Annotated in this window: 13 protein-coding genes; 4 read left to right on the forward strand and 9 right to left on the reverse strand. The window is 55.4% G+C overall.

The window, feature by feature from the left end; translation table 11 throughout:
• Nucleotides 1-2: 2 nt before the first annotated feature.
• On the reverse strand, nt 3-1,055 hold the full coding sequence (locus CX650_RS09705) for an endonuclease/exonuclease/phosphatase family protein (protein WP_071476739.1): 1,053 nt from the start codon (nt 1,053-1,055) through the stop codon (nt 3-5).
• 548 nt (nt 1,056-1,603) lie between these two features.
• On the opposite strand from CX650_RS09705, the gene CX650_RS09710 reads away from it, so the two are divergent.
• The 3 genes from CX650_RS09710 to mgtE are packed head-to-tail and all read left to right on the forward strand — an operon-like array spanning nt 1,604 to nt 3,642.
• Entirely contained in the window at nt 1,604-1,843 is a 240-nt protein-coding gene (locus CX650_RS09710; RefSeq protein WP_101095685.1) for a hypothetical protein, read from the forward strand.
• Nucleotides 1,821-2,264 (forward strand): hypothetical protein, encoded by a 444-nt coding sequence (locus tag CX650_RS09715; protein ID WP_101095686.1) that lies wholly within the window; start codon nt 1,821-1,823, stop codon nt 2,262-2,264. The genes CX650_RS09710 and CX650_RS09715 overlap by 23 nt, the downstream gene beginning before the upstream one ends.
• Before the next feature lie 22 nt (nt 2,265-2,286).
• A complete protein-coding gene (mgtE, locus tag CX650_RS09720) occupies nt 2,287-3,642 on the forward strand; it encodes a magnesium transporter (protein ID WP_101095687.1) in 1,356 nt (451 codons plus the stop codon).
• Nucleotides 3,643-3,756: 114 nt separating this feature from the next.
• Here mgtE and CX650_RS09725 read toward each other — a convergent pair whose 3' ends face one another.
• Nucleotides 3,757-5,520 (reverse strand): alkaline phosphatase D family protein, encoded by a 1,764-nt coding sequence (locus tag CX650_RS09725; protein WP_101095688.1) that lies wholly within the window; start codon nt 5,518-5,520, stop codon nt 3,757-3,759.
• Nucleotides 5,521-5,767: 247 nt separating this feature from the next.
• Here CX650_RS09725 and CX650_RS09730 point away from each other — a divergent pair, with 247 nt between their 5' ends.
• Nucleotides 5,768-6,187 carry a CBS domain-containing protein gene (locus CX650_RS09730; RefSeq protein WP_101095689.1) on the forward strand — a complete coding sequence of 140 codons (420 nt, stop codon included), beginning with the start codon at nt 5,768-5,770 and terminating at the stop codon, nt 6,185-6,187.
• Between the two features lie 95 nt (nt 6,188-6,282).
• Here CX650_RS09730 and CX650_RS09735 read toward each other — a convergent pair whose 3' ends face one another.
• The 7 genes from CX650_RS09735 to CX650_RS09765 form a co-directional block, all read right to left on the reverse strand.
• Nucleotides 6,283-6,567, reverse strand: a complete 285-nt coding sequence (locus CX650_RS09735; RefSeq protein WP_025011288.1) for a heavy-metal-associated domain-containing protein — start codon at nt 6,565-6,567, stop codon at nt 6,283-6,285.
• A complete protein-coding gene (locus CX650_RS09740; RefSeq protein WP_039034985.1) occupies nt 6,564-6,881 on the reverse strand; it encodes a membrane protein in 318 nt (105 codons plus the stop codon). The genes CX650_RS09735 and CX650_RS09740 overlap by 4 nt, the downstream gene beginning before the upstream one ends.
• A 16-nt stretch (nt 6,882-6,897) precedes the next feature.
• A complete protein-coding gene (locus CX650_RS09745; RefSeq protein ID WP_101095690.1) occupies nt 6,898-8,040 on the reverse strand; it encodes a transglutaminase-like domain-containing protein in 1,143 nt (380 codons plus the stop codon).
• A gap of 275 nt (nt 8,041-8,315) precedes the next feature.
• On the reverse strand, nt 8,316-9,536 hold the full coding sequence (locus CX650_RS09750; protein WP_039034949.1) for a hypothetical protein: 1,221 nt from the start codon (nt 9,534-9,536) through the stop codon (nt 8,316-8,318).
• Nucleotides 9,533-10,183: a hypothetical protein gene (locus CX650_RS09755; protein ID WP_025011291.1), complete on the reverse strand. Its 651-nt coding sequence runs from the start codon at nt 10,181-10,183 to the stop codon at nt 9,533-9,535. The genes CX650_RS09750 and CX650_RS09755 overlap by 4 nt, the downstream gene beginning before the upstream one ends.
• Nucleotides 10,183-13,854, reverse strand: a complete 3,672-nt coding sequence (locus CX650_RS09760; RefSeq protein ID WP_101095691.1) for an ATP-binding protein — start codon at nt 13,852-13,854, stop codon at nt 10,183-10,185. The genes CX650_RS09755 and CX650_RS09760 overlap by 1 nt, the downstream gene beginning before the upstream one ends.
• Nucleotides 13,855-14,027: 173 nt before the next feature.
• On the reverse strand, nt 14,028-14,225 hold the full coding sequence (locus CX650_RS09765) for a YheV family putative zinc ribbon protein (RefSeq protein WP_039034984.1): 198 nt from the start codon (nt 14,223-14,225) through the stop codon (nt 14,028-14,030).
• Nucleotides 14,226-14,256: the final 31 nt, after the last annotated feature.

A 14,256-nucleotide genomic window follows, 5' to 3' on the forward strand; every position in this document is an offset into this window, starting at 1 on the left:
AATCAGGGATGGCGTAAACAGACTTCTGCCAAAATCGGTGTATGGTCGCTCGCCTGGGCATCCAGCTCAAACTGCGGCCGCAGCAGGTGACTGTCATAAACCCGGTAATCCACCACTTCAGCCAGGCTATGCTGGCTACGGGCATCAAACTCCTGACTCAACAACAGATAGTCGATCACCCCGCCTTGAGAGCCGTGAAAATGGGTCACGGGCCGAGTCACTGTCACTCGCTCGCCACTTTGCTCAGAAGCTTCTCGCCAGAGCTGCCAGGCGTCAAACAGCTGAAAATGCGCCAGCTGCAGTTTCAGCCTTTCATCGGGCAGGCCGTAAAGGCCCGCGGCGCGAATATCCCCGTTATAGAGCTGCCCGGCACCCACCAACAGCCCCTTGAGTTCACTGGAGTCTATGCCGGCGTTAAAATCCCCCATCAGTACCACAGCGTTGCCGCTTTGCTGGCGCCGCTTGAGTATCGCCTGATACAACAACATTGCCTCACTGCCACGCTGCAAAGTGGCTGACCAGCGGCCCAGCGCACTCTCGGCCAGCAGCCCGGCGGCACCTTGCTGCTCGACCGCGCCCTTGGGCAACTTATTGCGTGGTGATTTGAAATGCACCACATAGGTATCACAGTGGCCGATCCCAGGCAGCATCAAGGTGGCTCTCAATATCTGACGACTGCTTTGAAACTCATCCTTGAGCCCCAGTGAAAATGCCAGTTCGGCATCCAGCGCCACCGCCGCCAGGGAAACGATTGGATAACGGCTTGCCAGAGCTACTACACTCTTGCGGGCAATAAAGCCTTCTACGACCGGCGAATCCACCAGCGCAAAGTGGGCAAGACCGGCAGCCTGACACAATTCACGCAGCGGCTCGGGGCTGAATACCTCCTGCCAGCCCACCAGATCTGGCTGCGCTTGCTGCAGCCAGCGGGCTATCCAATCGCACTTTTGTTGCCACTGTCCTTGGGTATAGATGTTGTTGAACTCATGAAACGCCAGCGGCGGCATGGCAAAATTGAACAGATTCAGGCTGGCGATACGGATATTGGAAGACATGAAAAGCGCTGCGGCTCCGGTAACCCTACTGAGTAATAGTGTTGATATTAAGCCGCTGCTGGGATTTGTCCAATAGCCCCCCAAAAAACAACTTCCCGGCTACCCATTCCCCCCAATGGCGCCCAATAGCACAACAAACAAACAACAAAAAGCCGTTATTTGTGGCTAAACAACCCTGTTTAACGCGCTTTTTCAATCTCCCTCTTGACTTGTTTGCTTGCAACCATACAATCGCCGCTTAATTAACCATACGGAGACCCACTGTGGACACACACATAGGTGACAGTAGATGCCCTGTCAGTCAGACAGGATTATTTGCCCGGCACTAGTCTGCAGCTTCGCAAACTACTGCCGAGCCTGGCAGTAGCGTATTAAAGAATCCTTTTTCCGTTACTCCCCATAAAAACCTTGTTGAGCTTGACATGCTCACGTATGCCGCAGTGTTCTCCTGTGGCTGCAAACTAATGCAACCACAAAGGTTTTTACTTAGGACAGCCTTGCTGCCCCATCTACGACCTTGAGTGTTCCCCCACACAGGAGGAACAAACATGACACTCAGATATACCACTTGGCTGCTGGGCGGCCTGCTCTGGCACGGACAACTGCATGCCGGCATTCAGTTGCTGGAAGATCCCGACATCGCCACAGTAACTGAGCTGGCAATCGACTGGCAGCGGCAAACAGGCAACAACGACTTTGCCCTGGGGCTCAACCAAGCCGTCTTTGGCGGCGAATTGGCGCTGGAACTGCAAACAGACAACCGGGATGCCCCCCTGGGACAGACATGAGAGCCGCGGCTGGCAGCTGGGCTACAAACAACCGCTGGCAACAAACGGCTTATCCCAGGTTCAGACTCAGGCTCTGGCACTGGAGCTGGGGCGTCATCACAGAGATGGCTGGCAGGGCCACGCCCTGGTCAGTAGCGATCTGCCGATTGCCACCCAGGGCTTCTTTGTGCGCAATAACTTAGGGCTGAGCCTGGAGTCGGGTGAAGGCCCGGCGATGATTTTTGGCCTGGGAGCCGGCTTCAAAGTACAGCAACACACCCTGCTGTTTGAAAACCAGTATCTGGGCCAAGGCGACTATGGCTACCAGCTACTCTGGCAAAACCAACCCAACGCCCGTTGGCAGTGGCAACTGGGTTATGGCAATCAGTATGGCGGTGGCGACCGCCAATTTGGCGCCGGCCTACAACTTTTCTTTTCTTGATAGCTCATTGGGAGAATGACCTATGAACAGCAACAACATCATACTCAACCTGCATCTGATCCTGACCAACAAAGACGCCAAGGCGATGCAGATGCTGGCATCTGAGCTTCATCCTGCGGACATAGCCGCCGTGCTGCCGACCTTCGACTGCCAGCAAACGGCCTCAATACTGACCCTGTGCCAGCCCAAAACCGCGGCGGCGCTGCTGCGGTATCTACCCCATCAGCAGCAAAAGCTGCTGGCAGAAGCGCTGGATCATCAAACCCTTGGGAAAATTATCATGGAGATGGCAGCGGACGAGCGCGCCGATCTCTACAACGAGTTGGAGATTGAGCAGCAGGCCCTGCTGCTGCCGACACTGGCCAAGGCGGAGCGCGAGGATATGCGTACCCTGGCGGCCTATGATGACTCCAAGGTCGGCTCCATTATGACCTCTGACTATGCCCTGCTGCGGGTCAATCAAACCGCGGAAGAGGCCATAGACAGCCTGAGGAAAGTGGCCGCAGATCTGGAAACCATCTACCAGACCTATGTGGTGGATGAGCGCGGCCGCCTGATAGGCAATGTGTCGCTGCGTCAGCTCATCATCGCGCCGCCCAAGGCGTTGGTGAAAGAGTTTATGAAAGAGCAAACCATTGCCATAGAAGCGGAAGCCCTCAAAGAAGAAGCGGCGCAGATGATAGCCCACTATGACCTGCTGGCGCTGCCGGTAGTCAACGGCAAAGACCAACTGGTCGGCATAGTCACTTATGATGATGCCATGGATGTAGCCAGTGCCCAGGCCGATGCCGAATTCAACAAACACGGCGCCGTGGGTCAATTGGCCTGCTCTTTTAAGGAAGCCAGCATTGGCATGCTTTATCGTAAGCGAGTCTTTTGGCTGGTATTGCTGGTGTTCGGCAATGTGTTATCCGGCACTGGGATCGCCTACTTTGAAGATACCATCACAGCCTATGTTGCTCTGGTGTTCTTCTTGCCACTGCTCATCGGCAGCAGCGGCAACGCCGGTTCGCAGTCTGCCACCTTGATGGTCAGGGCACTGGCCACCGGGGAGGTCGTCATCAAAGACTGGCTGTCGCTACTGGCCAAAGAGCTGTTTGTGGCCGGCTTGCTGGGTGCCACCATGGCGATTGCGGTATTTACCCTGGGTTATTGGCGTGGCGGCGATATCGCCCTGGTGGTCGCTCTGACCATGCAACTTGTGGTGATTATCGGCAGCCTGATAGGCATGTCCCTGCCCTTCTTGCTGAGCAAGTTCAAGTTGGATCCGGCCTCGGCCAGCGCGCCGCTGGTGACTTCGATAGCCGATATCATAGGTGTCATCGTCTACTTCAATGTCGCCACCGCTATTTTGGATTTTCCGCCTGTCAGTGGTTAATTGACCTTGGCATAACCTATGGAAACCTAGGTTATGCCAGAAAACGCCTTGTCATGGCTGAACAATTTCATCCAAACTCACCGTGGATCGGCTGGTAAAAATATAAGTCAATTATCAGCCAAGCAAGATCCCCGGCTTTCCATCCAAGGAGCGGGCAATGGCACGGCGCTCCTCTGCTTCAGTGAAATCTTTGCTCAGAATGCTGTCCACATAGAACCACTCGCTGACCACCTCTTCGCTGCTGAAGGTCAGCGTCATATAACCCCGGTTCAACAGGTTGGCGTATTTAAGGTCATCCACCAGCCCTACAACGGCCGCCTCTGTCGCCGGGATCTGCTCTGGTGGCAGGTTGAGGTAGTACTCAAGCCCAGGGGAGGAAACCGAACTGGTGGCAAACTCAACCCCAACCATGTTGCCATCTTTGTCCTTGAGATCATTGGCCCAGGCATTGTGGGTATCACCGGCAATCACCACCAGGTTTTTACCCGAGGCCCTGGCAGTGGCCAGCACAACTTCACGTTCATAGGCATAGCCATCCCAGGCATCCAGGTTGTAAGGAATCGACGGCAGTTGCAACAGTGCCAGCACTTCCGGCGTCAGTTTAGCTTGGTTGGCAGCCAGATAGGTCAGTTCCGCTTGGGTCAGAGTCGGATCGCCGGCCTGAGCACGAGCCGCCAACTGGGCCAATGCCGCCAACTCGGCAAACTGCGGAATAGACAGCTGCTGAGTGGCTATCGCCGCCGGCAACATCATCCGCCCCATCAGAATCTGCTGCCCCAAAAGCTGCCACTTGGCGCTGGATTGCAACAGTTTCCCCTGCAGCCACAGCAGTTGGGTCTGGCCCAGAAGCGTACGCTGAGTGTCGGTCACGTCGGCGAGAAACTGCTGATCGTTGAAAGCGCCGGTAGCCGGATCCAGATAGTTACCATAGTCCAACTGTTTATCACGGGCCAACACCCGGGTATCCAGCATATGCAGATCCAGCAGATCGCCGAAGCTGAAACTGCGGTAGATCTCTTCATGATTGCCCTCGCGCCATGGGCGGATAGGCAGCCATTCGAAGTAAGCCTGCAATGCCGCCTGTTTACGGGCATCGAAATCCCCCTCCCCTTGGTTATGGTTTTCGGCACCATCCTTCCAGGTGTCGTTGGCCACTTCGTGATCGTCCCAGACGGTAATAAACGGCAGCTTGGCGTGCAGCTTCTGCAAACTGGCATCGCCGCGATACTGACCATAGCGGCTACGGTAATCGCTCAAGGACAGCAGCTCTCCCGCCGGCAACACCTCCCGGCCCAGCTCGGCGGCATGTTCACTGGCATAGCCACCACGGCCATATTCATAGATATAGTCGCCCAAGTGCAGCATGGCGTCGAGATCGTCCCGCTGCGCCGCCAGTTCATAGACATTGAAGTAACCGGCCGGGAAATTGGCGCAGGACATCACCGCCAGTTTAACCGAATCGACCGCGCCCTCGGGCAGGGTCTTGGTCATACCGACCGTGGATGTCTTGTCACCCGTCATAAAACGATAGAAGTAGCGGCTGCCGCTCTCCAGCCCTATGGCATCAACTTTAACCGTGTAATCACGCTCGGCATTGGTCACCATTTCACCTGTGGTCACCAAGTCGCTGAAGGCACCATCACGGGACACCTGCCAGGATACTCTGACATCCCCCGCCGTTTGCGGCGTTACCCGGGTCCAGATAATCACGGCATCCTGAATGGGATCACCGCTGGCGACACCATGAAGAAAATCGGCGGCGACTGTATTGTCATCATTGTCACTGGAGCAGCCCATCAGGCCGTATGAAAGCACGGCAGCGCCAACACCTTTGGCTGAGAGGGCAATAAAGTCACGACGGGAGAAGTTACGGGTCATTGTTATTATTCCTTTAAAAACGCTTCATCATGCTGGTATGAGGTCGGATGTCCAGATTGTGAAGTCAAACTATTGCACAATTGTGACAAACAGGTAAATACCTATTGGTATTCAAATGAATTCAGTAAGTTAAATAAAATGATGCCCGCTTTAAGCCCCTTAACTTGCAGACATTGATAACAGGGGGCAAAATGCCTTACAGGACAGATAATTAGCCCTATCAGGGCCCTGCTGAAGGAACAAAACAATGAAAGTCAAAGACATCATGAGTACCCAGGTGGTGTGTATCAGTGATGGCGCCAGCGTCAAGGACGCCCACCAACTAATGCATTCCCGCGGCATACGCCATCTGCCGGTGATCTCAGAAACCAGCGGCACTCTGGTTGGAATACTTACCCATAAGAAGATGATTGCCACAGTAGTCAATCTGCTGACCCGCTACGGCCAGGGGGCGCTGGAACGAAAGGAACGCGGCACCCTGATAGCCGACTTGATTGAAACCGACTTTGAACCACTCATGGCCGATGCGCCGCTGACTCAAGTGGTGGATTATTTTATTGCCAACAAGCATGGCTGTCTGCCGGTTGTGGACGAGCACAACAAGGTGCAGGGCATAATCACCTCTTCTGACTTCGTCAAACTGTGCCGGGAATTGCTCAAGGCCTGAATCCATCAAAAAAGCGTGCTTAAAGCACGCTTTTTTGGACAGAGCTTTGGTTCAAGCTGAATCTATTAAATGAACCAGGTCTTAAATCTTAATTCTTAGGCCTCTGGTTCTATCTTATTGATACTGCCCTTATAGCCGGTTTCATCCACCGCCTTTATCAACGCATCCATATCAAAGCCTTCAGGCACTATCACTCTGGCCTGTTGGGTCTTGAGCGAGGACTTGGCCTTAATCACACCCTCGGTCTTGCGCAGCGCCTTGTTGATTACCGTGACACACAAAGGGCAGGTCATGCCTTTGACATCCAGGGTGACTACCAGATTGCCCGCCCAGGCAAACGGTGTACACAGCAGCAGTAAAACCAGTAACAAGCTTCTCATTCAAACACCTCTAACAGCCAAGGTAATACAAAAGGGTAAAGTTGAAATGCCAATACCACAGGCACGGCCAGCCAGTAGAGCAGTAACATACTGGTACGGCTCATGGTCGCGGTGCACAGGGGCTTTTTGGAAAAATACAAACGCCAAAAGCCCAACAGGATCAACAGAGTCGACAGCGCCAACATAGGCACTTGCAGCCAGCCCAGCTGTTCAACACCCGACAGCGAGGCCGCCGATACCCCAAACACCAGATAGATCAGCGGCCCAATACAGCACAGACTGGAGGCGACAGCGGCAACAACGGCGGCCGCCAGTGTCGCCAAAAAACCCTTAGAGCTGTTCTGTTGACTGGAAATCATAGGCGAAAACTTTAGGGTCATAATAGTTCACAGGGTCGCCATCCACTTCGGCATAAGGATAACCAAAGTTGTTCAGCGGCGTCTGCTCGGCCATGGGCGCCAGATCAAAGTCACGACCGAAGTTGAAACCAACCCAGTTCATTTCCCAGTTACCGAACAGATAGTCGTTGACCGCCTGCACATCGGGATCCTGATGTTGCTTATTCTCGGTCAAACGCATCTTGGTCACATCCGCAGGATCGGCCGGCAACCAACCGTAACCCGCCAGATAGAACATGGCACGGCAGTGCTGACCACCACTGACCTTGGCCAGGCCATTGGCATCACTGCTGCCGAAAGCTTTCTTGGAGTATTTGCCCATCTTAATAGCCTGTCCGACCCGGATCCCGAACATCTCCCGCGCCGGAATATCGGCGGCGCGAGCCAAGGCCACAAATACCGAGTTGATATCAGTACACTTACCCCCCAGTTTGCCGCTCTCGAGAATAGTGGCCACATCACCTGTGCCGCAGCCGATAACGTCATTGTCGCGGAACATATTGGCACTGACCCAGTTGTAGATAAGGCGGGCCTTTTTCAGCGGATCGGTTTCCTTGCCAACAATCTTGTCTGCAGTCTGCTTCACTATGCCATCAATGGGCATATGCTTGGTGGGCAGCAGATAGCGCTCCACATCCACTGGGTACTGGATAGTTTTTGGGGCGCGATAATGCTCGAGTTCACCGTTTTTCAGCGGTTCCCAGTCGAGGGTTTCCAGCTCCATCACCAACTGCAGCTCCATCTTGCCTTTGGCATCAGGCCAGGTGGCAAACAGTGTCTTGGCACCATAACTGTTATCGGCAGTGATATAGGCGTCCTGGAAATTGCCTTTGAAGTTCAGCTTACGAACTTGCTGAAACTGAGTGTCTTCCACCAGCGGGATCCACAACTTGACCACGCCCTCTGAGCCCTCGGGTGCGATCAGTTGGTAATCTTGAGTCAGGGTGAAATGTCTACGGCCGTCAGCGGAATAATGCTCGACGGCCTTGGTCTTCGATGTGGCCGCCATCACAGGGCTGATGATACCGGCCGTCGACAAAATAGCCGCAGTTTTTAAAAAATTGCGTCTTTGCATTATTCGATTCCTTACGTTTGATTAACAGACGAGTCAATGAGCTGCCCGCTGGCGGGCCGAAGCATTATAAGTGGCGGCCCCTGGCACCGCAACAAAGCCGCAGACGCAAGGGCAGTGCAGCCAGAGTCATCAGTAAGGTGGAATAATAAGAAAAATTAACAAGTTTGCGAGACAAAACAACCATATTGGTCATCTTGTCTCGCCTTGAGTTTTACCAATGTAAAGCCGGTATGACAGAGGGAAAAACCGGCGCCGGATCACATTCTCAGCTGGGCTTATCTCAGCCCCACTTCCACGTCGCGGATAATGAAGTTACCCGAATAAAGCGGATGGGGTTCACCCAAAGGCTCCAGGGCAAAGAAGCGCTTGTGCTCTTCACTGAGCCCTTCGAAGCCACCTATCACCTGATAGAGCCAGCTTTCCGGATCCCAGGACAGCTGTTGCTGCTGCAGATATTCCAGCGCCGAAGTGTTGCGGCCCGAGTCAATGACGGCGCAGAAGTACTCATCCACTGCCTCTTTGAGCGGGTTATCCGGCATATCAAAGTCTTCCTGAGGACTAACCGCAACCGGCACGTCGTGCTCCTGCAACCTCTTGGGCAGATGGTCACGACTGATAGCCTTGATACGGGCCACCATCTCCATCAATTGCAGTTCCTGACCGCTGTTGTTCACATCCACAGATGCCGGTGCCAGCAAGGCCTCGGCATGATTGAACAGCACAGGCACCTGTTTGTGCGCCACGTGGTCGGCCACCTGATAGTCGGGGTGCAAATCTGTATACAGCAACCAGCCTTTGAGCAGACGGGTACGACCGCGGATCTGCCTGAAGCGTCCCAGCAATTCCAGTAGCCGCCCCTGCACCACGCTCAGCTCCTGGGTGCAATCGCTGAGGGTATCCTGCAGCATGGTCACCAGCAGGCGGCGCAGCTCACGGATATCCCCGGCAATTTCGCCAAGCTCGGTAAACTCAAACAGCTCCAGGCCGTTAAGCAGTTCCGATACCTGGCTCTGGGCCAGCTCGTTTTCACGGATCTTGGCGTTAATTGAACCCACATAACCGAACTCGTTATTGATCCGGCCCCAGAGCACACGAATGGAGTAACGCAGGCTCTCGGTGAAGCTGAATACGTGTTCGGTCAAGTCCGCCAGATAGGCCTCGGCGGCGCTGTAATCCACGCTGGCGCGCGCCTCACGGTAGTGATTGGCCAAGGTCTTGATGGTGGCCAGGGCCGAACCGACGTTGGCGTTGATCTGGCGGTTACGCTCATCCTTGAGGCCCTCTTCCAGCAGGGCCCTGACATTACGCGACAACCTGAGCGGTTCGTCCGGCTCGGGACGCCAGAGAATACCGTTATCGGTAAGCTTCTTCAGCAGCGCAGGTTCCTGCTGGGTCTCATCCAAGCTACCGGAAAGATAGGCGTCCATCACCAGTTCGGCGTTACGCCCAAGCAGCCTCAGCAGCTTGACCCCGGCCTGATGCAGGTTGCTGCTCATATCAGATCCCTCTGGGTGGCGGTTTCAGCCTGAGCCTCCAGACTAAGGCCCTCGGTTTCATCGATAAAACGGATCACTTCGTAGAGGTAATCCAGCTTGCCGGTGGCGATATAGATCTGTTTTTCCGGATTCGGCCGCACCAGATAACCCAGCTCCTGCAAGCGCTTGAAAACCAGTTTGATCTGGCCATCGACACTGCTTGAGCTGGAGCCGAACAAGCGATACTGGCTCAGCTTGGCCAGTTGCTCGCGAAACGCCGGCGTATCCTCAATGCGGCTCTGCAATTCGGTAAGCCGCACCGCCGCGCCTTCGGTCAGAGGCGCGTCCTGGCCGCTGGCTTCCTGCACCAACACCAACCATTCCACCATGGGGATCAACGCCTGGCAGATATCGCGAAACTGCGCCGAAATCACTTTACGCTCGTCCTCCCCCAACTGCAGATAACCACAGAAGAAGACTTCGCCCTCGGCGGCCTGGGCCACAGTGCGGTTGATTTGGTTGAGATAGGCCTCGACTCTGTCACGGGTGGCCGGGCTCTTGAGTGAGCGCCAACCTTCCTCATCCGTGGTGCGGCAGATAAATTCACCCTTGAGCAGGCGCTCAATCAGGGCGCCGGAGCCGACGATAGTGCTTTGCAGTTCGCTCATTACACCGCCTCCCTGGCCAAGCGCTCAGAGAGCTTTTGCGCTATGGGATCGACCTTGGGTTTAACCACCTGCAGTCGCTTGGTCTGCTTATTGATGATGTAGCGGTTGGCAAACAAATTCAGTACCTCGGACTCAGGGTTGGGGAAAGCACCCAACACGCTGATATTGTTGTTTTCACAGGCATCGAAGATCTTCTTCACGTTAGCGTGGTGCAAGGTGCCCAGCTCATCAATCGGCCAGTGCACAGTGACATCCGCCTTGCCCCGCAGCAAGCGGGTAAAGGCCAGCAGGAACTTACAGAGGATCAGATAAGCCATACCATGACTGGATGACTCGTTGAGCTGACGGTCGGTGCGGATCACCAGATCCGAGTTGCCCTCCTTGAGGCGCAGCTCAATCTCCAGCAGCTTGGCAATGCCGCCGGTCAGGGCCGAGCGGCCTATGATATCCAGGGCCCGGCGCATGCTGTTGGTATAGTGCTCATCCGGCAGGCCGGTGAAGCCTTCGGCCTTCCAGGCGCGGAACGCCTTGACGAACTGCTCCAGCTCCGGCCAGAACTCCAGTTCGCTGATCCGCGAGCGGATCCTGACCGCAGATTCGGAGACGCCTTCAAGGAACAGCTCCTCCCCGACTTCGCGGGTAATACGGGCACTTTGGGAGGCAATACGGCGGTCGATATCGGCCAAAACATCGTAGAAGGCAGTCAGGTCGACACCGAAGATTCGGCCCTGTTCACGCAGCGCGGTAATCGACTGCGGCACCATCACATTGAGCAGTTGGGCCAGATGCGGCACCAACTTGCGGTAATCCAGCAGGCGAATGCCCTTGTCATTGACTGAGCTGGACTCCTCACGGGCCTTTTCCCAGAACTCGGATAGGCTGGAGCCTGACTTGCTGGCAATCACCTGATCGAAATGATCCACATACTGCCTGACCGAACCCAGCAGATGCTCCCGTTTGAGCAGCAGCTCCTCGCCCTGACGCAGACGTTCACCCAGGCTGCCCTGAGGCTCTTCATCGTTGCGCGGCAATTTCAGCTCGGCCAGCTTACGCAGCAAGGCGCGCAACTTGGTGAGGTTTTCCGAGGCCTCTACCTGAGCGGCATCGGACTGGCGCCTTTGTTGCTCCAGTTGCTGGCGGGCATGTTTGACTTCGTTGGCCTTGCTCTTCAGCTGCTGATCCAGCTCGGAAGCGGCGCGCTTGACTTCGCCCAGGTCGGTCACCAGCTTGGGTTTACGCACCAGCCAGGTATGCTGATACCAGTCGTCATAGCGCAGCACTTCACTGCGACGCTGCTCGGCAGCGGCAATGGCACCTTCCAGCTCACGGATCTCCCGCTTGAGGGCGAGAATTTTGTCTTCATCCACCCCGCGGGACTTGAGCTCGTTCTTGTACCACTGCTCGCAGGCTTTTTGCTCCTCTTTGGCACGACTGCGGCGCTGATTGATGCTCTCTTTGAGCTGCTCCAGATGCTGCTCCAGCGCGCCGACCACTTCCTGCCAGTAGGCGTTCTTTTCCATTCTGGCATCCAGTGCCTGCTCTTTGAGTTCCTCCAGCCATTCCAGGTGCTGGTTGCGCAGCTGTTTCATCTCCTGATCCAGCAGCGTCAGGCGTTTACCGGCCTGCGCCTTACGCTCAGCCAACGCCTTGTTAATCTGCTCCTGCACAGTGCGGCGCTCCTCGAACAGACGCCGCAAATCGTCACGCAAATTCTTGTATGCCGTGCGGGCAAAGGTCAGCTCACGGCTCAGTTTATCCAGCGCTTCGTTGGCCTGCACCAGTCGCTCTTCCGCTTCTTCCTGCAGCCCATAGGCGTTTTGCAGCGCGTCTTCGGCCTTGGCCAGCTTGGCCCTCAGCTCAGGCTCTGAACTGGCGTATTCGGGGATCTCCAGCGCCTTGAGATCCAATGAGATCCCGAAAAGGCTGTCGCTTTCGGCGCCGACATTGGGGTGTAAGTCGGTGCGGTGCAGCAAGTCGGGATGTACCACCTTACCCAGGTGCTGCTCCCAACCCGGCACTTCTTTTCGCAGGAACTCCAGTAAGGTATGGGACTGGGGAAACAGCATGTGTTTGAGATCGTCCAGATCGCCCTGGCGCTCCGTGACTCTGAGCGCGGCAATTCTGAGAGATTCGCTGGCCTGATCCCTGAGTGAGCGCTGCTTGCGCTCTTCGCTCATCAGCCGCTCTACCTTGGCGTTGGCGGCCTCCTGCTCGGCATCGGCACGGTCGATACGCTCGTCGAACACCGCCAGGCTGAGCTTCTCCTCCTCGGTATAAGTCACACTGTCGACCTGCAGCTTGAGCTCGGCCGCATTGAGCTTGAGTTGGTACTCCTGCTCCTGGAATTTGGCCTTGCCGTTTTCCTGCTGCTCACGGAATTCGGCATCGAGGCGCGCCAAGTCTTCCCGGGCCACTTCACGCTGCTTGTCGCGGGCCTCGCGTTGCTTATCCAGCTCCTGCTGCAGCTTTTCCAGCTCCTTGTTGAGCTGTTCGCCAATCTTGCTGCGGCGGGCGTTATAGGCGGCTTCTATGTCCTGGTGCTTCTCTGTCTGCAGCTTGTGTCTTTCGCTGAGGTTCTCAAGGTCGCTGCGCCACAGCGGCAGCTGTTCCAGATTGGCCTTGGCCTGTTCGATATCGGCATCAAGAAACGCCGCATGCTGGTTTTCGATGGCGTCGAGTTCATATTCCAGCTTGGCGACATCGCCCTTGGCGGCAGACAGCTCCTGGTTAAGCTCGTCGCGCTGCTCTTTCCACTCATCATCCAATGCTTTGAGACGGAAGTTCAGCTCCCGCGACAGGGTCTGATTTTGCTCCTGACGCTGGGCCTCCAGCACTTCGTCATTGCGATAGCCCTTGGCCAGGCTGCCAAGACGCAGTTCGGCCGACAGCAGCTCGTTGAACTCCTGCTCCAGCTTGTCAAATTCGGGACGGATCTGCTCGAACCCGGCGATCAGCTGGCTCTCGCGGATCCAGGCCTCGACTCGTTGTGGATTGAGCCTTGATGCCGGCGGGTTAACGCCATCCTCTTCCAAAATGGCGGCGATCATCGACTTGACCGTTTCCATTTTGCCTTCTTTGGAATGCACCGCCTTGGCCAGTTTTTCGATATGGCGCAGTGAATGGTCGGCCTCGCACAGAGAGAACAAACGGGCATAGCTGCGCAGCTCGGTGCGGCTGGTGCCTGTGTTGAGCAAGGTGCGGTCATTCTGGATGATGGCGCGAAACTCTCGGGTATTCAAAAGCTTGGTATGGTTCACTCCGGCGCGTTTCATCTCGCGGCCCAGTTCGGCCATGGTATGGCATAAAATAGTGTCGCCGTTTTGGGACTTGATATAGTCTTCCAGTTCAAATCCCTTGGCGATAAAGCGATAGTTGACCCCTTTGCCGTCGCCGGCCGAGGCCAGCACCGCCTGATACAGCAAGCCATCACTCTTTTGGTATTCGTAAATGATATAGCTGGATTCTCTGGGCAAATACCAGCGCTCGAAGCTGTCACGGGTCGAAGGCACGACCCGGCTGGGGTATTCACCGTAAAATACAGGCACCAGACGCTGCAACGTGGTCTTGCCCGAGGCGTTGGTACCACAGATATTGGTATGGCCATCGAGCTTCAGCTCCACCACGCCCGGCAGATGGGTGTCGATCAGCACTATTCGAATCAAGCTTGGCATATAAATCCTTATGCAGACAGCAAGCGCCAAAAGGCCAGAGGCCCCGGCACTCGCGGCAACAGGCGGGCAAACCGCCTCAATACAGCAAAACCCTTAAATTAATGGAAAGCCCCACCCTTGGCAATTGAAGGGCCGGTAAAGAAAGCGGGATCCGCTGCGGGTTTTAAAGAATATTATTCAGGTTTGAACAGGCCTATCACTTCACCGGTCGCCTTGTCACTGACCTTGTCATCGGTCTGCTGCTCGCGGTAATCACACTCGACGCACTCGACCGTTTCTATGCCGTTCTCCTTGAACAGCACTATGCTGTCCTGAGCCTGACATTTGGGACATTTGGCACCGGCCACAAAGCGTTTCTTGATCCTGTTCATCTTCTGAGTCTGGTTGATAAGCAATGGCATT

Source organism: Shewanella indica (genome assembly GCF_002836975.1).
GTDB classification, from domain to species: Bacteria; Pseudomonadota; Gammaproteobacteria; order Enterobacterales; family Shewanellaceae; genus Shewanella; species Shewanella indica.